Here is a 21,955-nt window from a genome sequence, read left to right as displayed (position 1 = left end):
ATGTTAATTCGCCACTTGTCGAATATAGCGTGCCGGATTACCGGCCCAGATTTGGTCAGCCGGTATCGATTTGGTAACGACAGAGGATGTTCCGATAATGGAACGGGATCCAATCGTTACACCCTTTAATAGCGTTGAATTACCGCCAACAAAGACATCATTCTCAATTCGGATGGGCGACTGTCCTGCTCCATCAAGCTGGGTTCTTCTCAGCTTATAATCAAGGGGGTGAAAATCCGTATCCCATACGTTGGAATTCACACCGAGAATGCAATAACTGCCAATACTAATCTCTTTCGAACAATAAATCGAAACGCCCGAAAATCCGGAAAAATCCCCGATAGTAAGCGTTGCATTTTTGCCGACAAAAATGGATGTATATTTACAAATACCGGCGAAATTTGAACGTGTACTGGACCGAAAAATGACATTATTTCCGATCGTAACCTGGGCGGTTTTATCCACTCTGAAAATTATTTTTCCATAGATTGAGACGTTGCTACCGATGTTTACATTAGGATACCGAAACTTAACCCAGGAACACAAAAAACGGCTGTACCACTGAACAAACTGTTTAGTGTAAGCGGTTTTGAGTGTCCTGAGTCTTTCCATCATCTTAATTAATTAAACAGTTACGGGGGTATTATCTTTAATCGGAAACGGCCTGTATTTTACAATTCGAGCTGGTGTTCCGATGGCAACTGCGTAAGCAGGAATATTTTTCGTGACGACTGATCCTGCGCCAATAACGGCTCCTTTTCCAATGGAGACACCGGGCATAATAACGGCATGGCTGCCAATCCAAACGTCGTCCTGAATAAAAATTTTATCGCCAAGGGGAGTCGAAAAACGCATACTAGCGGCCGTATAATCATGGGTTAACGAAGTGATAGCAACGTGTGAGGCAATCATAACGCGATCGCCAATACTAACGCCGTTGTGGCCCCATATGTGGACAAATGAATTAACGCCACAATAGCTGCCAATTTCTACTGCATCGGCTCCCAAAATAGTTACGTATTTATCAATGCTGGTCGCCCAGCCACATTTTTTCAAGTAAGCCTTATATAAAATTCCTCTTAACATCGTTTTGCTGATTGGATGAAACGAGTCAAATATTGCATTAGTGATGCCTATTCCATTCGCCAGATTTCTTATCATTCCCATCGCTTAAATCAGTTAAGTCGTCGATAGACATTCATTAATTGGGGTGCGTAAGCATAACCGACCGTGCTGTAAAAACCGACAATTATCAGAATACCGGACAGAATACGCAGGGCAGGTATATTGATAAAAGATTGGCTCATCAATGCAAATAAACAGCCCAGAACGAAAAGAAGTAAAAACGTTCCGACTTCTTTCCAGTTAATCTGAACGCTGTTCAGGTATTTTATTTGCAGGAATATACTTAAACACAAGGATGAAAGAATGGCTAGTGAATTTCCCAGGATCGCGCTGAATATTCCCATCTTCTGATAACAGATCAGTATGGTAACACAATTAACCAGGACGTTAATACCCTGTAACCAGAGCGTTTTGTCGGCGTGTTGTTTACTCATTAAATAATAGTAAACCGGTATGGCAACAGAACCGATTAAATACGTAACCGATATCCAGAGCGTTGCCGTAATGACAACCGGATTTGTCGATCCGATCCAGATTGCCAGTGTATCTTTCAACAAAAAGACGAATAATGTTATGATTGGGGCCAGACAGGCAGCAATTAAAATCTGAAAATTAATAATGAGTTTTGAAAGCTTGAATATATTGTTTTCTGCCGCAATTTTAGGGTAAAGTGGGTAGGTTGCTTTGGTGATTAAGCTCCAGAATTGAGTTCGTATTTTATACGCGATCTCCAGATAACCAACTTCGGCTACGCCAATCATTCGGGAAACCATAATTTTAGTTAATGGCTCAAATAGTAAGCTAATCAAGCTGGATGAGTAAATTTTACTCGTGTGAGAAAGTTGCTTAAACATCACTCTGCGGAAATTCTTCCGAACACCTTCGAATGCGATTGCACCCCAATTTTTGAACATGGATATCGTAATAAAGAGAAACCAGATAAACGTGGCCCCTAGTGTTACAATTCCAATTCCTGTTAAACCAAAACCGAAAATAATTGCGAGAATACTACCTCCCCAATATAGAAAGCTATAAACGCCCTGGAAGAAATTAGTTAAGTAGATGTATTGTTGAGAATCAAGAACCGCTACAAATAACTGGCCAACTAATATGAAAATGTTAGAAATAATAACGCATATATATAAGATATTTACTTTTTCAAAAAGTACATTAGAAAATCCCATCCCGTTTTTTAATATCAACGGTTCACATGCTATTGCTAGCAGGCTCAGGGGAAGAATCAGTCCCATTATCATCGTAAAAGACACAATAATGTCGTAGCCTGATTCTTTCGATTTTCCCTGCTCCGAAAGGAATTTAATCAGGGTTGCGTTCAGCCCAAGGTTGGCAAACGTATTTAGGTTTCCAATCAAGGTAATCATTGAAAACGCCCCAAAAACTTCGATACCCAGTTTGTTAATAAAAACCGGTATACTTACAAACGTCAGTAACGATGTAAATACAAACTGTAAAATACCACTAAATGAATTTTTATAAAAAGAACTCATTTTTGATTCCAGTTACCGGTTTGATTCAATATTCTGGATTTACTGATCTATTTTCTATTTCGATGAACCAGGGCTCTGGAATTGGATATACTACTGATGTGCTCAATTGATTCGATAATTTCACTGCGATCGTCGGACCCTAGTGCGATTACTTTATAAGCATCATCTTCATTCAGGATAAATGCGTTCTGATATCCTTTCTGAAGCAGAATGCATAACAGATTAAGCGCTTTATTCTCCGAAGTAAAATTTCCTGCAACGGCCAGATAAGCTAATTCTTTATATTTTTTAGCTGGTAATTCATCCGGCTGATTTACCGGAGTGGCATTAGCAATCGGTTGTGGTGGTGCCGGTTTTTTAGAATCTGTTGTGGTTTTATCTACCAATACATGTTCGATATCGACCAGGGATGTAACGGTGGACTTCACTGTATTTTCCGTAAAGCTGGTACTTTTGGTGATGATATCAAGGTCTTGCAGAACAGGTTCTTTCTTCTCTTTCTTTTTAGGGATAGCTGGTTTATTTTTAAATACTTTTTTCAGAAATCCGGAAACTATCTGACCATTTTTATGTGAATCTAAATGGTTATTGTCATCCGATTCGCTGGTGTAGTAGTTGCCGTAGTTATAATTGTAGTAATATGCCTGATCGTCGTCAGTAATAGCATTGATAATCAGATACATCTTGTTGAAACGGTTCTCAGTGTATAGATTTTCTACCACCTTGAAATTGCTTTTTGGCGTAAAGTTATGTCGTACAATAAAAAGGGTAATATCGGCAAATGGCGCAATTAGTTGTGCGTCTGTTACCAGCGTGCAGGGGGGGGAATCGACAAGAATATAATTAAAACGTTTTCTTAATTCCTGAAACAATTGCGCTAACCGTGGACTGCTTAAAATTTCCGCCGGGTTGGGCGGTATTGACCCGCAGGGTAACAGGAAATAATTATTGTAGCCATCAATCGGATGCAGAATGTCATTTATTTCGGCTTCGTTAATGAGGTAATGACTCAATCCCCGTTTCGAATGCTTATTCAATACTTTTTCCAGCTTGGGCTTCCGCATATCAAACTCCAGAATGACAGTTGGGTGCCCGATCAATGAAAGGCTGGCGCCTAGATTAAGCGATAAATAAGATTTTCCTTCCCCGCTGATGCTGGAGGTAAAAAGGATTACCTGGCTGGCGCTGGACTTTGTTCTTAAAAACTGAATATTGGTTCGGAGCGTACGGATTTGTTCACCGATGGTAGAGCGGTTTTGGGAATTAATTATCAAGCCGTCTGTTTCCATACTCTCAACAACTTCTCCAATAATGGGAATATTTGTGAGTGATTCGACGTCCAGACGACGAACGATCCGATTGTTCCGGCTATCGCGAATGGCCAAAAGCGCAACAGGCAAGCAAAGACCAATCAGACCGAACAGAATAAAGATGTTTCGCATCACCGGTTTGATGGGTTCCGAACTTCCCAGAGCCATGTCAATCGTGCGGCTATCTGAAATCGCGGCTGCGTACGAAAGCGCGGTTTCTTCGCGCTTTTTGAGAAGATACGTGTACAACTCGTTTTTAATGGCCTGCTGCCGGGTAATGTTCAGCAGGGCGCGCTCTTTGTGAGGAATGCTACGTACCAGTTTTTCGAGATCGGCATTCGTTTTATGCAGCAACCGCCGATTGGTTGTCAACATGGTTTTGGTGGTGTGGATATTGTCGCTGATATTGTTTTTGGTAATTGCAATTTGATTTTGCAGTGTTTTGGCCAGGGGGTTAGCCGGGCCAACGGTCTGCGACAACTGATCTTTTTCGGACTCAAGTGTGCCGAGTTTATGAATCAGGCCGGTCAAAACCGGGTCGTTTAAGCCAATGATAATCGGAATTTCACCGCGGTTGGACGAAGCATTGTGCACATATTTTTCAAGGCCTTCCAGTGAGGCAATCTGAAGGTTTACCTCACTCAACAACGCGTCATTCTCTTTTACTTTTTCCAGAAAGAACGATCCCTGGCTGCTTAGATCGGTAATACCCTCGTCTGATTTGTATTTTTCAACGTCTTTTTCAACGACGGCAATTTCTTTCGAGATAAGTTTTAAGCGGTTTTCAACAAAGTCGAGTGTATTGGATGCGGCTTTGTTTTTATCGATAATGGCAGATTGATTATACTCCTTAACAAGTTGATTTAGAATGACTTCTCCTTTGGTAACGACGCCATCTTCAATGGCTAGCGTTAATACGGTCGACGCTTTGGTTGTTGGTTCAACAATCAGCTTTTTCTGGTAATCTTTAACCGTTTTTATACGGGGAGAAAATTTAAAAATTAGGGGATCAATGGACGAATTAAGGGAGCGGTTGGCGATCACTCTTAGCTGCCCAAATTCGGTATTGATGTCTTTCCCGATCGGGTATTGCTCGCCATCGATCAGAATGGACTGGTTGTCGATAAACTTGATTTTTATTTTTTCCTTGTACAGCGATGCCAGCGGTTTTCGGGCAATGATCTTTACCGGAATCTTGCCGTAGATTTCCCGATCGCCCCAAATAGTTGACTTATAGTATCTTACATCCAACCCGAGCTGACCGACCACCCGGTTCATGAGTGTAAACGACTTCAGAATTTCGATTTCATTCTCGACTACCTTTTTGGGAGTAAAGATTTCCAACTCCTTCAAAATGCTTTGCTCCGAAATCCCTTTCTTCTCGTCCTTAATCAACAACCGTGCTTCTACGAGGTAAACAGGAGACTGAAAAGAATAATAGAAATAAGCCGAAATCATGGCTATTGAAAGGGAAACTACAAACCAGACCCATGCTTTTGCATAGTACATCATCGTCGCGTGGATGTCCAGTTTCTTTATCTGAATGGATTGTGAAGGTATGGTATTCATAGTCCAGTTTGTCTGTAAAACCTTGGTAATCGGTGTATAAAATAAGAGCCAATTAAAGCTGAATGATTTTAAAAAAACAGATTATGCCCTATTAAACTGTTGCTTAATGACTTGAATTGATCTGATAAGATTTGTGAATTTCAGCTGTTAAATACCGTATAATCACATTTTTAAAATCGTTGTGATTGGTTGCTTAATATTCTGAAACGGTAACATGTGTTGATTAAGCAAATTTGGTGCTAACAAGGGCAAATTTTTCCCTTTTAAATTAAATTGTTTTAAAATTGAAATATTTTAGATAGTTCTGAAAAATTGTAATATAGTAATAGGTAGTTATCTAATTTTTGTGCTGGATACGTAATTTTTCTTAGATAGAATACTTTAAATTTTGCATTTTAGGCTATTTATTTTAAATAAAGCAAATTGAGTCTGTGAATTCTGAAATTGTTTAAAACTAATATCTGATAATTTGGGTGCTATTCTGCATATTGGTAAAGTACAAAAATATTATCCTGGCCTCTTTTCGGTTTGGCATAAGCTGAGGGCTAAAAATCAGGATCAATCCGAATGGCATTGCGGCTGAAGGAATAAAGGTAATTGTCATACGGTGGTCATAGTAAATTGTATTTTTAATAGCAGAATATAGCTTGACTATTCTCTGTTCATAAGCTGAGTAAATGCTATTTAGTTAATTATACTTTTGTAAAGAATTTTGATTTTCTGCGAATTGTAAACAATTGCCACCTTCACTCAAGAGGAAAGGGCCGGTTTGGCGACCGCTTAGCGATGGAAACTCAGGTACTGACGAGCCACTAGATCTTGGTATAATTTTGTATTTTGCCCACCAAACCCTTAAGCCTTACCGAACCCCATGAAAAAAAGTGTTTTGTCGGTCCTGTTGATGGCGGGCAGTTGCCTGGCAATGGCGCAAACGCCGTACCCATCCATCGGTTTTATTGAACGACTGGACCCGAAACTGGACGCACTGCTGTCCAAAGACGCCAAACTGGAAGTGCTCGCATCCGGTTTCGACTGGTCCGAAGGGCCGGTTTGGGTAAAAGGTTCGGGCAACACCGGCAGTTATCTGTTGTTTTCGGATGTTCCCCAGAATACGGTTTTCAAGTGGACGGAAAAGGAGGGAAGCAAGGTATTCATGAAACCGTCAGGCTACACGGGCGTCGCCGATTACGGGGGTGAGCCGGGGAGCAATGGCCTGGCATTGGACGCCAAAGGGCGGTTGATTTCGGCGGAACACGGCGACCGGCGGATTTCGGCGCTGGTGCTGAACGGGGTTTCGGGGGGCAAGAAAACCCTGGCCGATAACTATGGCGGTAAACGTTTCAATAGTCCCAATGACGTGGCTCCGCATTCCAGCGGCAGCGTTTATTTCACCGATCCGCCGTACGGATTGCCGGGCCGGGAAAAAGATACCAAGACCCGCGAGCTCGACATCCACGGCGTTTATCGGGTAGCGCCCGACGGCAAAGTGACGCTGATTATCAGCGACCTGACCCGACCCAACGGCATTGCGTTTTCGCCCGACGAAAAAACACTTTATATCGCTCAGTCTGATCCGGAAAAACCGTACGTCATGGCGTATCCCGTGCAGGCCGACGGAACGGTGGGCAAAGGCCGGATTTTTTACGACGCCACCGAGGGCGTGAAACAAAACTGGCCGGGCCTGCCCGATGGCTTGAAAGTCGATAAAAACGGAACGGTCTGGACGAGCGGACCGGGCGGTATTCTGGTCATTGCGCCCGACCGGGCCGATGGGCCGGGCAAGTTACTGGGGCGTCTCCGTACCGGGGTAGCGACCGCCAACTGCGCGTTCGGCGACGACGGTTCGACGCTCTACATCACGGCCGATATGTACCTGATCCGGGTGAAAACGCTAACCAAAGGGCTTTAACTTCAGTGCATAATTCTTCATTCAGATTTCATAACTCCTAATTCTTATCTCGTTATATTTGTAATTAAGTTGTAAGAAATGTGTAGCGGGGATTTCCGGGTTATGTTTTTATGATTGAGAACAGAAAATACATTGTCATCGGCGTTTTCTGTCTGGTTGGACTGGTCTATCTGGCGCGGTTGTTTTACCTGCAAATCCTGGATGACAGTTATTCCCTGGAATCGTCGAGTAACTCCATTAAAAGAGTCATTGAAATTCCCTATCGCGGTCAGATTTATGACCGGAATGGGAAATTTATTGTCTATAATACACCGGTTTACGATCTGTACGTAACGCCTAAAAAGGTTCAGATTCCGGACACGGCGGCTTTTTGCCGGTTGATGGAACTGGAGCGTTCGGAGTTCGACAGCATCATGAACAATGCGAAGTCGTATTCCTACGTAAAACCGTCGTTATTTCTGCGGCAATTGTCCAAAGAGGATTTTGCCCGGATTCAGGATGCGTTGGTCGATTATCGCGGATTCGAGCACGTGACGAGTTCGATGCGAACCTATCCGGCCCATACCCTGGCAAATGCGCTTGGCTACGTCAGTGAAATCAGCAAGAAGCAGCTGGACGAACAGGAAACGCCCTACTACCGGCAGGGAGATTACATTGGCCGGAGCGGTTTGGAGCAGCAGTATGAAGCGGTGTTGCGCGGTCAACGGGGCGTTAAATTCGTGATGCAGAACGTGCATCAGGTTGTCAAGGGCTCCTGGAAAAATGGCGCTTTTGATTCGCTGGCGGTGGCGGGCAAAAACCTCTATACCGGTATTGACGTTGAAATTCAGCAATATGCCGATACGTTGATGCAGAATAAAGTCGGCAGCGTGGTGGCCATTGAGCCTTCGACGGGCCAGATTCTGGCGATGGTTTCGGCCCCGACCTACGATCCGAATGCGTTATCGAGCCGGTTTTTCTCCAAAAGCTACTCGAAACTGGCCAAAAATCCCTATAAACCGCTGATCAATCGCCCGGTGATGGCGAGTTACCGACCTGGTTCGACCTTCAAACTGATTCAGGCGATGGTGGCCCTGCAGGATGGCGCGGTCGCACCCAGTTCGATTTTCAGCCACGCGGGTTCGCCGATGAAGTGCCACTGCAACCGTTCGGGTCGCTTAAACCTGGCGGGAGCGGTTCAGTATTCCTGCAATCCGTATTTCTACCACGTTTTCCGGCGGTTGCTCTATAACAACAACGAGCGGAATACCTTTAAGGCGTCGGCGATGGGGTTGCACCATTGGCACGACATGGTGTCGAAATTCGGAATTGGCCAGAAACTGGGCGTCGATTTGCCGGGTGAGTTGAAGGGTAGTTTGCCGGATGCGGACTATTACAATCGCATGTACGGCGAAAACCACTGGAAATTTTCGACGGTTTATTCGCTCAGCATTGGCGAAGGTGAATTGCTGATCAATCCCCTGAAAATGGCGAATGTGGCCGCCATCGTTGCCAACCGAGGCTGGTTTTATACCCCGCACCTGGTGAGCGGTATTGGCAAACCGGGCGAAGGAATCGATCCCAAATACCTGGAAAAACACGATGTCGGCATCGATCCGCATCACTTTGAAGTACTCGCCGAGGGCATGCAGGGCGCCGTTGAGCACGGTACAACCACAATGGCCGCCAACATTCCGGGGATTACGATCTGCGGAAAAACCGGTACGTCGCAAAACAAAAAAGGAAAAGACCATTCGATCTTCGTCGCTTTTGCTCCGCGCGAAAACCCAAAAATTGCCATTGCGGTTTTTGTCGAAAACGCGGGCTGGGGCGGTATTGCTGCCGCTTCCGTGGCCTCACTGGTGATCGAAAAATACATTAAAAGGCGGGTCGACAACCATGCGCTCGACAAGAAAGTGAAAGAGTCCAATTACCTGCCCGCCGTTACCTTACCCAAGAAACCCGCTCCTAAAAAGTATGAAATGCCGAAGGATAGTGCGGCAAAACCGCTGATCGTCAAAACGATACCACAGCTGCCAACGCCTGTCCCGGTGGAAACAAAATCGCTGGCATCGCGCCCCGCAACCACCAACGGAAATTAATTCATCGTTCAATATTCATAATTTCTTATTCCATTGGTTTCCCGAGAACCGCAGATTACGCAAAACATTGATTGGGTAACACTCATGCTGTACATCGCCTGTGTGCTGATGGGCTGGCTGAATGTATACGCAGCGGTGTATAGTCCTGAAAGCCAAACGAATCTATTCGATATGTCGACCAACGCTGGTAAACAGTTAATGTGGATCGGCACCACGGTTTTGCTTATTATTGCCATTCTGGTGATCAATTACCGGTTTTGGGACACCTTCGCTTTTGTCATTTATGGGGCCACGATTCTGGCTTTATTGCTGGTATTGGTGGCGGGGTCGAACATCAACGGTTCGCGGTCCTGGTTTAAAATTGGCGCTTTTTCCATTCAGCCCGCCGAGTTTGCCAAGCTGGCGACCGCCCTGGCGCTGGCCCGTTACATCGATTATCCGAACGTCAACCTGACCAAACTGAAAGACCAGCTCTGGTGTGCCGGAATCATTGCACTACCGGCCGTACTCATCATCGCGTCGAACGAAACCGGTTCGATGCTGGTTTTCGCGTCCTTTATTATTATGCTGTATCGCGAAGGCTTGCCGGGCGTTTATCCCCTGATTGCCATCGTGATCGTTACGCTGTTTATCCTGACGCTGATTGTGCCCAAGCTCTTTCTTTTTGCAGGAATTGTCGCATTGGGATTGCTCGTTTTTTTCCTGACTCCGCGCTACCAGCGTTCGTTTCAGAACGTAATGGTAATTGGTATTACGGCGGTTTCGATGATTGCCATTGTGGCAGGTGTCGATTTTTTCGTGAACAGCGTTCTCCAGAAACACCAGCAAAACCGCATCAAAGTCCTGATCAATCCGGCCGCCGATCCGCTGGGCGCGGGCTGGAACGTGACGCAGGCCAAAATTGCCATTGGCTCCGGACGGTTGCAGGGCAAGGGTTTTCTGGAAGGGACGCAGACCAAACTCGATTTCGTGCCCGAGCAAAGCACCGACTTTATTTTCTGTACAATCGGCGAGGAGCACGGTTTTATCGGAAGCCTGATCGTGGTGAGTCTGTTCGTTGTCCTATTGTGCCGTATTGTGCTGCTGGCCGAAAAACAGCGAACGCGGTTTGCCCGGGTCTATGGGTATTCAGTGGCCGGAATCATCTTTTTTCACCTCATGATCAACGTCGGCATGACCATCGGTTTAATGCCCGTGATCGGAATTCCGTTGCCGTTTTTCAGTTACGGCGGTTCGTCGCTGTGGTCGTTTTCCATTTTGCTTTTCATTTTTTTAAAACTGGATTCCCGCCGGGTAGGAATGTTTACCCGGTAGTCCTTTTTTCGGGTTTGAACGAATATGACGCATTTTTAACGCATGAGCAAACATTCAAATCTGGATAAACTGACCGCAGCCGGTTTGCTGGTGGCCGTCGGGATTGTCTTTGGCGACATCGGAACTTCGCCCTTGTACACCTACCGCGCTATTATTGAAGATCGGGTCATCACCGAGGACCTGGCGCTGGGCGGGGCTTCGGCCATTTTCTGGACGCTGACGTTCCAGACCACGCTCAAATACGTACTGATTACGCTACGGGCCGATAACAATGGGGAGGGCGGCATTTTTTCACTCTACACCCTGATTCGCAGGTATGCCAAATGGCTGTTGTTTCCGGCCATTGCTGGCGGTAGTTTCCTGATCGCCGACAGCGTCATTACCCCACCCATTTCCGTTTCGTCAGCCATCGAGGGCCTGCTGCCGTTGTACCCCAAGCTCCCCGTCGTACCAATTGTCCTGGCCATATTGCTTGTGCTGTTTGTGGCTCAGCAGGCGGGTACGAAAGTCCTGGGTGTAGCTTTTGGCCCGGTCATGATGGTTTGGTTCACCATGATTGGCGTGTTGGGCTTTGCCCAGATTATCCAGAACCCCGCTGTTTTTCGGGCCCTGAATCCTTATTATGCGTATGAAATGATTGCCCGGACTCCAGAAGGTTTCTGGCTGCTGGGGGGCGTTTTCCTTTGCTCGACCGGAGCCGAAGCGCTTTATTCTGATATGGGACACGTTGGTCGGAAAAACGTCCAGGTTTCCTGGATTCTGGTCAAAATCTGCCTGATGCTTTGCTATCTGGGGCAGGCTGCGTGGTTGCTGGGTCATGAAGGAGCGCCGTTGGGAAACCGGAGCCCGTTTTTTGGGCTGGTGCCGGACTGGTTTTTGCTGCCGAGCATCGGAATTGCCACGCTGGCAACGATCATCGCCAGTCAGGCACTGATCAGCGGGACGTTTACGCTGGTGTCGGAAGCTTTTCGGTTAACGTTGCTGCCCAAACTGCGGATCGTTTTCCCTTCGGACATTCGTGGGCAGGTATACATTCCGGCCCTGAACTGGATGCTGATGGTCAGCTGTTTTGCGGTGGTTTTGTATTTTAAGGAATCGAAAAACATGGAAGCTGCTTTCGGGCTGTCGGTCAATCTGACCATGCTGATGACGACCTTACTGCTCGGAATGTACCTGTATGTGCGTCACGTCAACCTGTTCATTGTTGGCGTGTTGCTAACCATTTACCTGGCGATCGAAGGCGGTTTTCTAGCGGCCAATCTCCGCAAATTCTCACACGGCGGCTGGGTGTCACTGCTGCTGGGCTCCGTGATCGTCGGCATTATGCTGATCTGGTATTACGGCAGCCGAATCAAACGGCGGCTCACGAGCTACGTGAGTCTGCGCGACCACCTGCCGATTCTGAAGCAGCTGAGTAACGACGAAAGTGTTCCCAAATATGCCACCAACCTGGTTTATCTGACGTCCTCCGCCAACCCGCAACTGGTCGAAGAACACATCATCGATTCCATTCTGGAAGGGCAGCCCAAACGCGCCGAGGTTTTCTGGCTCATCCACGTTGAACTGGTCGACGATCCCTATACGGTTGAATACGTCGTGGACATTCTGGAACCGGAAGACGTCGTGCGGATCACCTTCCGGCTGGGCTTCCGCGTACAGCCGCGAATTAGTCTGCTGTTTCGGAAGGTAGTTGAAGAACTGGTTCGTAATCAGGAAGTTCAGCTAAATCCGAAATACCGCCCGCTGGACACGCATCCGAACTTCATTGGCGACTTCCGGTTTATTATCGTCAACCGGTTTTTGTCTTACGAAAATGAACTGAGTCTTATTGATAAGCTAATCATGAACGGATATTTCGGCCTGAAACGCCTTAGTCTGGCCGACGAAAGGGCCTACGGGATTGATACGCAAAACGTTACAACGGAGCAGGTTCCACTGATCGTGCGCCGGGCCGAAATGGTACGGCTTCGGCGGGTACACCCAAAGGGCAACCACCGAAACCATCCTACTGAATAAAGCTTAAACGACCTTGACCGCAATCCGGTGGCAGGCGTTGTTGCAGTAACCTTCCGGATTCCATTGGGGCATCACCATCGGTTGGGAAACACCGGCATCGTCGACGGCCCGCGCCCAGATTTCGTAATACCCTTTTTGGGGAAGCTTCAGATCAGCTGACCACTGTTGCCAGGCCAGGCGGTTTTTCGGATTTTGTACTTTGCAGGTCTGCCAGGTGCTGCCGAAATCATACGAAACCTGGACGGTTTTTACTGTCCGATCGCCCGCCCAGGCATGTCCCCGCAGCGCGATAGTCTGGCCCAAATCGACCGTTGCACCGGTTTTTGGAAATGTGATGAGCGATTTCACTGGCATGGATTCAATGATCTTGAACTGATCTTCCGGCGGATCGACCCCCGGCTGAACGGGATTGATTGGTACTTTATAACTTTTTCCGGTCATTTTTGCGCCGTCGTGGACCTTGTTGCGCACCGAAATGGTATGCAGCCACTTGCCCGAAACCGACGCGGGCCAGCCACCCACCACCAGCCGCAACGGGTGCCCGTGCGTGAGGGGAATATCCTTGCCGTTCATGGCCCAGGCCACCAGCGTTTCGTCTTCCAGTGCTTTTTTGATGGGAACGCCCCGCGAAATAACCGGTTTGGTCGGGTCCTGGCTGACGTGCAGATCTTTGCCTAAATACCCGATGTAAACCGCATCGTTTTTTAGGCCGACATCGGCCAGAATATCTTTCAGCCGCACGCCCGTCCATTCGGCGCAGCTTACCGCTCCGTCAGTCCATTGATTGCCAGCGGTTTGGGGCGTATAGCCCGCCCGGCCGTTTCCGGCACATTCGAGTACCAACTGATACGTATAGGTCTTGAAACGCTTCTTTAAATCGCTGAGTGTATAGGTTTTGGGCGCTTTCACCGATTCACCGTTGATCGTGAGTTCCCACTTGGCAAGGTCGATGCTGTCGGGAATCAGACCGTTGTTGCGAATGAACATTTTATCAGCGGGTGTAACTGCATCGTCGAGCAGGGAAGCCGGTGCTTCGACGTTCCAGGGTTTGTCATTCAGCACAACCATGTCTTTGTGCTTGATTACCATGGGATTGGGTTCCGCAAAAACCAGCGGAATATAGCCGGTCGGCATCCGGTCAGCAAAAGCAATTCGGGTTCCTACCAGCCCGGCCATCGTGGTCAGCACTCCTTTTTTGAGAAAACCCCGACGATCGAAAAGTGAAGAATGGTCCATTGAAGTTGGGTTTAAGATTCCAAAAGTAACAAAAAAAGACCCGCCAAAGGTTACATCCCGGCAGGTCTATGAAATTTGTATGGTGAACCGGTGCCTGTTAAACGACGGCTTCGCGGTGAATGATCGCTTCCCGATCCGGGCCGGTTGAGATAAAGCTGATGGGCAAACCCAACTCAGCTTCCAGGAAGTCGATGTAAGCCGTCAGCTCGGCCGGAACTTCTTCGTACGTGTGGAAATCCGTCAGGGCGGTTTTCCAGCCTTTGAATTCTTTGTAAACCGGTTTTACCGCCGTATCGCAGAGGTCGTAGGGGAGTTGCTCCGAAACCGTACCGTCCGGCAATTCGTAATGCGTGCAGACGTTGATCGTATCGAAAATATTCAACACATCGACTTTCATCATGATCAGTTGCGTCACGCCGTTGATCATGATGGTGTATTTCAATGCGGGCAGATCGAGCCAGCCACACCGGCGCGGACGACCCGTAGTAGCGCCAAACTCACGTCCTTCGGCGCGCATCCGCTCACCGGTTTCGTCCGATAGTTCGGTTGGGAAGGGACCGCTGCCGACGCGCGTGCAGTAGGCCTTGAAAATGCCGAACACCTCACCAATTTGCCGGGGCGCAATCCCCAGACCGGTGCAGGCGCCCGCCGTCATCGTGTTCGAACTGGTAACGAAAGGATACGAACCAAAATCAATATCAAGCAGTGAACCCTGTGCACCTTCCGCCAGAATTTTGTGACCGGCACTCAGGTCGCGGTTTACTTCGTATTCGCTTTCGACGAGCTGGAATTGCTTCATGAACTCCACGGCTTCGAAAAATTCCACCTCAGCCTGTGGCAAAATCGACTGATAATCAAATTGATGGTGGTCCAGCGTGATCTTGTGCAGATCGACCAGGCGGTTGTATTTAGCGCGGAAGTTCGCCGAAAGCACATCGCCGACGCGCAGACCCTGCCGGGCTACTTTGTCCTGATAAGTCGGGCCGATTCCGCGTAAGGTCGAACCAATTTTTGATTCGCCTTTGGCTTGCTCATAAGCCGCATCCAGCAGCCGGTGAGTCGGCAGAATGATCGACGCTTTTTTGGAGATAAACAGGTTTTTGGTCAGATCGAGGTTGTATTTGGCCAAACCGTCGATTTCTTTCCGGAACACGATCGGGTCGAGGACGACGCCGTTTCCGATAATATTTTTAATGTCAGCCCGGAAGATTCCGGACGGAATCTGGTGTAAAACGTGCTTGAAACCGTCAAATTCCAGTGTATGTCCGGCATTCGGTCCTCCCTGAAACCGGGCAACCACTTCGTACTGCGGGGCCAGTACATCCACAATTTTCCCCTTACCTTCGTCGCCCCATTGCAGGCCGAGTAATACATCTACCATAAAAAAAAATTAAAAAATGACTGCGTTCATCGGGTTGATTTTTAGTCGTTAAAGCGAAGTGTTAGGGCAGTTGATGCCATTTATTAATTCGATAAAGTGCCAAGCCCCAAAATAGAAATGGGTTACACAACTTTTTTAGCTTTCGCCATTCGAACAATGTGCTCCAATTCCATGAAGTGATTCAGCTCCTCCTTGTCCTCTTCTGTAGCGAATCCAGCTTTTTCCTTGGAGAGTAAATCATAAAATCGACTACGCATTTCATCTGACGCTTTGAAAGCCATGGTTTGGTCCGATGACACCGAGGCAGAGATCAGGTCCGCAAACGCTTTGTAGGCATTCATTTTTTCGTTCACATTACGAAACCAGCGGCTGTCCGCCGTGCTCCTGCAAATCTTTTTCTTCCTCGCTTTTCAGGCGGTTTTCGCACGGATCACGCTGACAGCTTCCGTAGAAAATCAGCGAATGGTGCATGACGTTGAACTTCAGCATATCGCCCACCAGCGATTGAATGTTCTGGACCCGGGGGTCGCAGAACTCCATCACATGGTGGCAATCCGTGCAGATAATGTGGTCGTGCTGTTTGTAGCCGTACGATTTTTCGTACTGCGCCAAGTTCTTCCCGAACTGGTGTTTGGTCACCAGATCGCAATCCACGAGCACGTCGAGCGTGTTGTAAACCGTCGCCCGACTCACCTGATACTTTTTATTTTTCATCGAAATGTAGAGTTCGTCTACATCAAAATGATCTTCGCGGTTGTAAATTTCTTCCAGAATGGCAAAGCGTTCCGGCGTCTTCCGAAGCGCTTTACTTTCCAGATAGGCCGTAAAAATTTTCTTTGCGGCATCAAGGTTGGCTTGTTTCGCTAGTGGCATAACTTCACGATGATGGGTTCAAGGCCTGGGGCAGCGGGGATTGAAATGATAAATGAAAGGACATTCCGGTACCCAGTTCACTGCGTGTAAACCCTAAACTTGCTAGTTGAAAACAAAATTAATCAAATCGGGCTACTTTCACGACTCCATCCACTTTTTCGAGTTTTTTCATTAATTCCTCGAGGTGTCGCGTGTTGTGAACGTATAACTTCAGGGTACCTTCAAAAATTCCGTCTTTCGAATCGATTGTAATCGAGCGGATGTTGATGTGCAGTTCGTTGCTGATGATCTTGGTTACATCGTTGACCAGCCCGACGCGGTCGGTACCCGTGATCCGTAAACCGGCCAGAAAAGCCAGATCGCGCTGCGAGGTCCACTTGGCTTTGATGATCCGGTTGCCGTGGTTCGACATCAGCTCGACGGCGTTGGGGCAGGTCGTCCGGTGAATTTTGATTCCCTCGTTCACCGTCACAAACCCGAAAACGTCGTCGCCCGAAATCGGATTGCAACACTTCGCCAGCGTGTAATCGATCCGGTCCATGTCTTCCCCGATGAGCAGCATGTCGGCATCGGCGCGTTCGCCGTGGAGCTTTTTCAGTTCTTTTTCAAACTGTTTGCCGTCCTGCAGCGTGTCGGTATTGAGCTTGTTCTGGCGGTTTTCTTTCGATTCCTTATCCGACTTGAACTTCTTAAGTTCCTGAACATCAATGTGACCCTTGCCAACCCGGTAGAAGAAATCATTGGAAGTCTTGGAGCCGAAATAAGCCCGGAGCTGATTCAGGATTTCGTTCGTCAGCTCCAGCCGCAGCGTTTTCAGTTTCCGGGCAACCATCTCGCGCCCGTCCGAAATGTGCTGTTTATTTTCCTCCTTGATGAGGTCCTTGATTTTGGTTTTGGCTTTCGACGTCACCACAAACCGCAGCCAGTCCTCATTCGGTTTTTGCTTGTTGGAGGTAATAATTTCCACCTGATCGCCATTGTTCAGCACGTGACTGAGCGGCACGAGCGTCGTATTGACCTTGGCCGCCATACAGCGCGCGCCGATCTGGGTGTGAATGTCGAAGGCAAAGTCCAAAGCCGTAGCTCCACGCTGAAGTACCTTCAAATCGCCTTTGGGCGTAAAAACGAATACTTCTTCACTGTAGAGATTGCTACGGAAGTCGTCCAGAAATTCAATGGCACCGGTTTTTTCGTTGTTGGACGATTCGAGCATTTCGCGGACCTGACTGATCCAGGACTCGATGCCGCGCCCGGTCTGGGTGTCGTTGCCTTTGTATTTCCAGTGAGCTGCGTACCCTTTTTCGGCAATTTCATTCATCCGGGCCGTCCGGATCTGGACTTCCACCCACTGTCCGGCTTTGCTCATCACCGTCGTGTGCAGCGATTCGTAACCGTTGGCGCGGGGCGTACTGATCCAGTCTTTCAACCGGTCGGGGTTCGGTTTGTAATGATCGGTCACCACCGAATACGCCTGCCAGCATCCGGCTTTTTCACTCTCGGGCGGCACGTTCAGGATGATTCGGATGGCGAACAGATCGAAGATTTCCTCGAACGGTTTTTTCTGTTTACTCAGTTTATTATAAATGGAGTAAATGGACTTCGGTCGTCCTTTTACCACAAAATCAAAACCCATTTCCTTTAAATCTTCCTCGATGGGTTCGATAAACCGGGCAATGAAGCGATCGCGGGAGGTTTTGGTTTCCCGCAGTTTCCGGGCGATATCTTTATACGCTTCCGGTTCGGCATACTTCAGATACAAATCCTCCAGTTCCGATTTAATGGCGTTCAGGCCCAGACGGTGGGCCAGCGGAGCGTAGATATAAATCGTTTCGGAAGCAATCTTGAGCTGTTTGTCGCGGGGCATCGAGTCGAGCGTCCGCATGTTGTGCAGCCGGTCGGCCAGTTTGATCAGAATAACCCGCACATCGTCCGACAGGGTCAGCAGCATTTTGCGGAAATTCTCGGCCTGCTGCGATGTGCCGTATTCAAATTTGCCCGAAATCTTGGTCAGTCCGTCGATGATCCGCGCTACTTTCGGTCCAAAAAGCCGATCGATATCGGCAATGGTCATGTCGGTATCTTCAACCACGTCGTGCAGCAACGCGGCCACAATCGACGTCGTTCCCAATCCGATTTCTTCAACGGCAATCTGTGCAACGGCCAGCGGGTGATAAATATACGGTTCGCCTGACCGCCTGCGCATGCTCTGGTGGGCCTCCAGCGAAGTATTGAACGCCTTTTTGATCAATTTGGCGTCATTATCCTTCAGCATCGGTTTGGCCTCCCGCAACAACCGGCGGTAGCACTTCAAAATTTCTTTCCGTTCCTGGTCGAGGTCAATGACCGGTTCCGCGGTTACGCTCATAAGGGTGTGTCCTTCTTCTTTCGTTATACTCTGCATCGCTTTCAGGTACAGGATACACAATAATATTAAAAAACTGGCTCAGCAAATCAAAGGAATAGTTAGAAAAAATAATCCTCGTTAAGGAAGTGGTTGTTCAATACAGAAATCATTTGTACTTTTGCAGGCCAAAAAATAGTTTCGGGACGGGACGTTAAGAGGTTTGGGGTTTGAATCCCTACGAGTTTACACTCCCTGACACCATAACGACAGCGTTCTCAAACTAATTTTATTCGCGGGCGTGGCGAAATTGGTAGACGTGCCAGACTTAGGATCTGGTGCCGCAAGGCATGGGGGTTCGAGTCCCTCCGCCCGTACCAGTTTTAATTGTGAATGAGTGAATTAGCGATTGAGCGAATAGATTTTACTTCTATGAACGCTTCCGTTAATTCACTCATTCTTTCATTCACTCAATCACTCAATATTTTCCTGTGGAAATTGCATTAGAGAAATCGACGGAAACCAATGCTTCGCTGAGAATCAAGCTGTCGAAAAGTGACTATCAGCCGGAAGTAGATAAGAAATTGAAAGATTACGGTCGTCGGGCCAGCATTAAAGGCTTTCGTCCGGGCAAAGTACCGTCTTCGTTGATTCAGAAAATGTACGGCAAAAGTGTGCTGGTGGAAGAAATCAACGAGTTGCTGAAAAATACCGTCAATAATTACATCCGCGATAACAAACTTCAGGTAGTTGGCGATCCGCTGCCGGACCGCGAACAAGCCGATGCCATCGATTGGGATAGCCAGAACGAATTTGAATTCAACTACAACCTGGGCCTGGCTTCGGATTTCGAAGTGGATTTCGATGCCATTCCGGCCGTTTCGGCGTATGAGATTGAAGCTGGTGAAACCGAACTGAACTCGACCATCGACGAACTGAAAACCCGGTTTAGCGGTCAGACCAACGTGGACGAGTCGGCAGAAGGCGACATGATTTACGGCGAGCTGAAACAACCGGCGAAGGAAGAAGGGGGCGAACCGTTTTCAACAAAAACCGCCTTCCCGACCAAGCAGATTGCGGCCGAAGAACTGCCGAAATTTGTGGGTCTGAAAAAAGGAGATACCGTCACTTTCGATATTGAGCAAACATTCCCAGACGAAAAATCACGCGGTCTGGCAACGGGTTTGAAAAAGGAAGAAGCTGCCGAATTGGCCGGTGAATTTACGTTTACCGTCGATGATATTACCCGCCCGCAACAGGCCGAAATCGGTCAGGAGTTTTTTGATAAAGTACTGGGCCCCAATGTGGTTGACAACGAAGAGCAGTTTCGCGAAAAAGTGCTGGAAGTAATCAAAGGCAACTACGCTCGGGAATCCGATACGCTGCAACGGCTCGATATCGAACAGGCGTTGCTGGACAACATTTCGATTTCATTGCCGGACGACTTCCTGAAGCAGTGGCTGCTGGCCACCAACGAAGGCAAAGTGTCGGAGCAGGAAGTGGAGGAGCAATACGATGCGTTCGCCCGGTCGGTAAAACTGCAGTTGATCAAAAATAAAATTGCCAGCGAAAACGAAATCAACGTCGCCTACGAGGATGTGTTGAACGCAACGCGGGGTATGGTGCGGGAGCAGTTCGGTTTTTACGGTGACGACGAGCAGATGAGCCAGACCATCGACAAAATTGCCCAGCAATACCTGATGGACGATAAAGGCGAGAATTACATGAAAATGTACAACCGCATGTCCGACGATAAAGTGATCGACGTCATCAAGAGCAAGCTGACCCTGACACCCCGGACGGTAACCGTCGACGAGTTTAAAGAGTTGGTCACTGCCCGGCAGCCGGTATAACCCTGTCAGCGGTCGGAGACCCTGACAGCGGTTTAATAAATTATAATAGATTTCGGGTTTTAATTGCCACCGCCGTCAGGGTCTGAAGACCGCTGACGGGGTGATGATTAAAACCCGATTCGGTTTCGGGTGGTGGGCGGAACGAAATGGCGGGCGACTTCAACCAGCGCCAGGTCTTCGGCTTTCCGTTTCCAGTAGGCAACTTCCATCCGGAGTTTTTCGATTTCGAGGTCCTTCCGTTCCTGCTCGGATTTCAGCGTTTCCACCTGATGCACCACTTCGGCCGGATACAATTCCGGTTGCGGAGGCAGGTCGCCCGAAAGCAGCTGGGGCGCGGTGGTGCCGAGCGCCGTCGCAATTTGCTGCAAACGGGAGATCGTTAAATCAGTTTTTCCCCGCTCGATATCACCGTAAGCGGTGGTAGAAAGGCCCAGCATATCGGCCATATTTTCCTGCGAATACCCTTTCTGCTGGCGCAACAAACGGATTTGGGAACTAATAGTCATACGATCTCAAGAAATTCTGACAATATAATAAGTCAAACCGACTATCAAAACCGGGTTTGATTGCTCATTTTTGTACCGTAACAACGGCGAAGGGGAAGTTGGTTTCAAACGGTTGCCGGTCTTCCGAACTCCTCCGTCCGTAAAAAAAGGCCGCTGCCCGCAACCGGGAACCGGAGAGTAGGTTAAGTTTGTATTTTCGTTGCGCTAAACAGAAAGAATAACCAGTATGAATCAAGGAAATGAATTCCGCAAATTTGCCGTTCACCACATGGGGCTGAACGGTCTGACGGTCGATGGGTATATGAACCACACGGTCGAAAACATGACCCGCTCCGTGATTGAAGAACGTCCGATGAACTTCCGGGAAGTCGACGTATTCTCCCGCCTGATGGCCGATCGGATCATTTTTATGGGCATGGGCGTCGATGACAACATTGCGAATATTATTGTGGCCCAGTTGCTGTTCCTGGAATCGGCCGATCCGAAGAAAGACATCCTGATGTACATCAACAGCCCGGGCGGTTCGGTGTATGCCGGTTTGGGAATTTACGATACGATGCAGTATGTCCGGCCCGATGTAGCGACGGTTTGTACGAGCCTGGCTGCTTCGATGGGGGCGGTTTTATTGTGTGGTGGAGCTGCGGGCAAACGCTCGGCCTTACCCCACGCCCGCGTGATGATTCACCAGCCATCGGGGGGAGCGCAGGGGCAGTCGGTCGATATCGAAATCACCGCCCGCGAAATCGTCAAACTGCGGGATGAGCTGTACGAAATCATCGCCAGCCATTCCGGAAAAACGAAAGAGCAAATCGAGAAGGATTCCGACCGTGACAAGTGGTTCCGGGCCGAAGAAGCCCGCGACTACGGACTTATCGACGAAGTATTGCGCCGGGAGAAATAAGAAACCTCTTATTGATCCGATCAGACGGGAAC

At 48.1% G+C, this 21,955-nt stretch carries 16 protein-coding genes and 1 tRNA gene; 7 read left to right on the top strand and 10 right to left on the bottom strand.

All coding sequences use genetic code 11. The features are described 5' to 3' along the window. Window positions 1–3: 3 nt before the first annotated feature. From GJJ30_RS29845 to GJJ30_RS29830, 4 genes are read right to left on the bottom strand one after another with little or no spacing between them, the layout of a single operon-like run. A complete protein-coding gene (locus GJJ30_RS29845; RefSeq protein ID WP_154178899.1) occupies window positions 4–615 on the bottom strand; it encodes an acyltransferase in 612 nt (203 codons plus the stop codon). Window positions 616–624: 9 nt separating this feature from the next. Continuing rightward, window positions 625–1,167 carry an acyltransferase gene (locus GJJ30_RS29840; RefSeq protein ID WP_154178898.1) on the bottom strand — a complete coding sequence of 181 codons (543 nt, stop codon included), beginning with the start codon at window positions 1,165–1,167 and terminating at the stop codon, window positions 625–627. An 8-nt stretch (window positions 1,168–1,175) separates the two neighbouring features. Further along, on the bottom strand, window positions 1,176–2,633 hold the full coding sequence (locus tag GJJ30_RS29835) for a lipopolysaccharide biosynthesis protein (RefSeq protein WP_154178897.1): 1,458 nt from the start codon (window positions 2,631–2,633) through the stop codon (window positions 1,176–1,178). Window positions 2,634–2,680: 47 nt separating this feature from the next. After that, entirely contained in the window at window positions 2,681–5,512 is a 2,832-nt protein-coding gene (locus GJJ30_RS29830) for a GumC family protein (RefSeq protein ID WP_154178896.1), read from the bottom strand. Between the two features lie 871 nt (window positions 5,513–6,383). Here GJJ30_RS29830 and GJJ30_RS29825 point away from each other — a divergent pair. The 4 genes from GJJ30_RS29825 (at window position 6,384) to GJJ30_RS29810 (ending at window position 12,832) form a co-directional block, all read left to right on the top strand. Then, window positions 6,384–7,421: an SMP-30/gluconolactonase/LRE family protein gene (locus GJJ30_RS29825; protein WP_154178895.1), complete on the top strand. Its 1,038-nt coding sequence runs from the start codon at window positions 6,384–6,386 to the stop codon at window positions 7,419–7,421. A gap of 110 nt (window positions 7,422–7,531) precedes the next feature. Next, the gene (gene mrdA, locus GJJ30_RS29820; RefSeq protein WP_154178894.1) at window positions 7,532–9,502 is read left to right on the top strand and encodes a penicillin-binding protein 2; all 1,971 of its coding nucleotides are present in this window, start codon (window positions 7,532–7,534) and stop codon (window positions 9,500–9,502) included. Window positions 9,503–9,586: 84 nt separating this feature from the next. Then, a complete protein-coding gene (rodA, locus tag GJJ30_RS29815; protein ID WP_154179067.1) occupies window positions 9,587–10,816 on the top strand; it encodes a rod shape-determining protein RodA in 1,230 nt (409 codons plus the stop codon). 42 nt (window positions 10,817–10,858) lie between these two features. Continuing rightward, the gene (locus GJJ30_RS29810) at window positions 10,859–12,832 is read left to right on the top strand and encodes a KUP/HAK/KT family potassium transporter (protein WP_154178893.1); all 1,974 of its coding nucleotides are present in this window, start codon (window positions 10,859–10,861) and stop codon (window positions 12,830–12,832) included. A gap of 3 nt (window positions 12,833–12,835) precedes the next feature. On the opposite strand, the gene GJJ30_RS29805 is transcribed toward GJJ30_RS29810, so the two are convergent. From GJJ30_RS29805 to GJJ30_RS29785, 5 genes are all read right to left on the bottom strand, one after another. After that, the gene (locus tag GJJ30_RS29805) at window positions 12,836–14,068 is read right to left on the bottom strand and encodes a sulfite oxidase (RefSeq protein WP_154178892.1); all 1,233 of its coding nucleotides are present in this window, start codon (window positions 14,066–14,068) and stop codon (window positions 12,836–12,838) included. Window positions 14,069–14,165: 97 nt separating this feature from the next. Then, window positions 14,166–15,449, bottom strand: coding sequence for an adenylosuccinate synthase (locus GJJ30_RS29800; protein ID WP_154178891.1), 1,284 nt, complete (start codon window positions 15,447–15,449; stop codon window positions 14,166–14,168). Window positions 15,450–15,571: 122 nt separating this feature from the next. Next, window positions 15,572–15,790 carry a hypothetical protein gene (locus GJJ30_RS29795; protein ID WP_154178890.1) on the bottom strand — a complete coding sequence of 73 codons (219 nt, stop codon included), beginning with the start codon at window positions 15,788–15,790 and terminating at the stop codon, window positions 15,572–15,574. Between the two features lie 13 nt (window positions 15,791–15,803). Then, window positions 15,804–16,322, bottom strand: a complete 519-nt coding sequence (locus tag GJJ30_RS29790; protein ID WP_154178889.1) for a Fur family transcriptional regulator — start codon at window positions 16,320–16,322, stop codon at window positions 15,804–15,806. Between the two features lie 118 nt (window positions 16,323–16,440). Next, on the bottom strand, window positions 16,441–18,687 hold the full coding sequence (locus GJJ30_RS29785) for a RelA/SpoT family protein (protein ID WP_154179066.1): 2,247 nt from the start codon (window positions 18,685–18,687) through the stop codon (window positions 16,441–16,443). Between the two features lie 271 nt (window positions 18,688–18,958). Between GJJ30_RS29785 and GJJ30_RS29780 the strand changes: the two genes are divergently transcribed. Then, window positions 18,959–19,043 (top strand) — tRNA-Leu (locus tag GJJ30_RS29780). A 111-nt stretch (window positions 19,044–19,154) separates the two neighbouring features. Then, window positions 19,155–20,516, top strand: coding sequence for a trigger factor (tig, locus tag GJJ30_RS29775; RefSeq protein WP_310588428.1), 1,362 nt, complete (start codon window positions 19,155–19,157; stop codon window positions 20,514–20,516). Between the two features lie 107 nt (window positions 20,517–20,623). Here the strand turns inward: tig and GJJ30_RS29770 are convergent, their stop codons facing one another. Continuing rightward, window positions 20,624–21,022: a helix-turn-helix domain-containing protein gene (locus GJJ30_RS29770; RefSeq protein ID WP_154178888.1), complete on the bottom strand. Its 399-nt coding sequence runs from the start codon at window positions 21,020–21,022 to the stop codon at window positions 20,624–20,626. 226 nt (window positions 21,023–21,248) lie between these two features. On the opposite strand from GJJ30_RS29770, the gene GJJ30_RS29765 reads away from it, so the two are divergent. Then, window positions 21,249–21,923: a ClpP family protease gene (locus GJJ30_RS29765; protein WP_154178887.1), complete on the top strand. Its 675-nt coding sequence runs from the start codon at window positions 21,249–21,251 to the stop codon at window positions 21,921–21,923. Window positions 21,924–21,955: the final 32 nt, after the last annotated feature.

Origin of the sequence: Larkinella terrae (assembly GCF_009668025.1) — a bacterium.
Lineage (GTDB): Bacteria > Bacteroidota > Bacteroidia > Cytophagales > Spirosomataceae > Larkinella > Larkinella terrae.
Note: the sequence above shows the minus strand (reverse complement) of the source record. Positions and strands in the feature narration are given on the sequence as shown.

Excerpts from the sequence above, each read along its gene's own strand:
- GJJ30_RS29835 (WP_154178897.1), bottom strand. The coding sequence starts at position 2,633 with ATGAGTTCTTTTTATAAAAATTCATTTAGTGGTATTTTACAGTTTGTA.
- GJJ30_RS29800 (WP_154178891.1), bottom strand. The coding sequence starts at position 15,449 with ATGGTAGATGTATTACTCGGCCTGCAATGGGGCGACGAAGGTAAGGGG.
- rodA (WP_154179067.1), top strand. The coding sequence starts at position 9,587 with ATGCTGTACATCGCCTGTGTGCTGATGGGCTGGCTGAATGTATACGCA.
- GJJ30_RS29795 (WP_154178890.1), bottom strand. The coding sequence starts at position 15,790 with ATGAATGCCTACAAAGCGTTTGCGGACCTGATCTCTGCCTCGGTGTCA.
- GJJ30_RS29790 (WP_154178889.1), bottom strand. The coding sequence starts at position 16,322 with ATGCCACTAGCGAAACAAGCCAACCTTGATGCCGCAAAGAAAATTTTT.
- GJJ30_RS29805 (WP_154178892.1), bottom strand. The coding sequence starts at position 14,068 with ATGGACCATTCTTCACTTTTCGATCGTCGGGGTTTTCTCAAAAAAGGA.
- GJJ30_RS29840 (WP_154178898.1), bottom strand. The coding sequence starts at position 1,167 with ATGGGAATGATAAGAAATCTGGCGAATGGAATAGGCATCACTAATGCA.
- mrdA (WP_154178894.1), top strand. The coding sequence starts at position 7,532 with ATGATTGAGAACAGAAAATACATTGTCATCGGCGTTTTCTGTCTGGTT.
- GJJ30_RS29825 (WP_154178895.1), top strand. The coding sequence starts at position 6,384 with ATGAAAAAAAGTGTTTTGTCGGTCCTGTTGATGGCGGGCAGTTGCCTG.
- GJJ30_RS29765 (WP_154178887.1), top strand. The coding sequence starts at position 21,249 with ATGAATCAAGGAAATGAATTCCGCAAATTTGCCGTTCACCACATGGGG.
- GJJ30_RS29785 (WP_154179066.1), bottom strand. The coding sequence starts at position 18,687 with ATGAGCGTAACCGCGGAACCGGTCATTGACCTCGACCAGGAACGGAAA.
- GJJ30_RS29845 (WP_154178899.1), bottom strand. The coding sequence starts at position 615 with ATGATGGAAAGACTCAGGACACTCAAAACCGCTTACACTAAACAGTTT.
- GJJ30_RS29830 (WP_154178896.1), bottom strand. The coding sequence starts at position 5,512 with ATGAATACCATACCTTCACAATCCATTCAGATAAAGAAACTGGACATC.
- GJJ30_RS29810 (WP_154178893.1), top strand. The coding sequence starts at position 10,859 with ATGAGCAAACATTCAAATCTGGATAAACTGACCGCAGCCGGTTTGCTG.
- GJJ30_RS29770 (WP_154178888.1), bottom strand. The coding sequence starts at position 21,022 with ATGACTATTAGTTCCCAAATCCGTTTGTTGCGCCAGCAGAAAGGGTAT.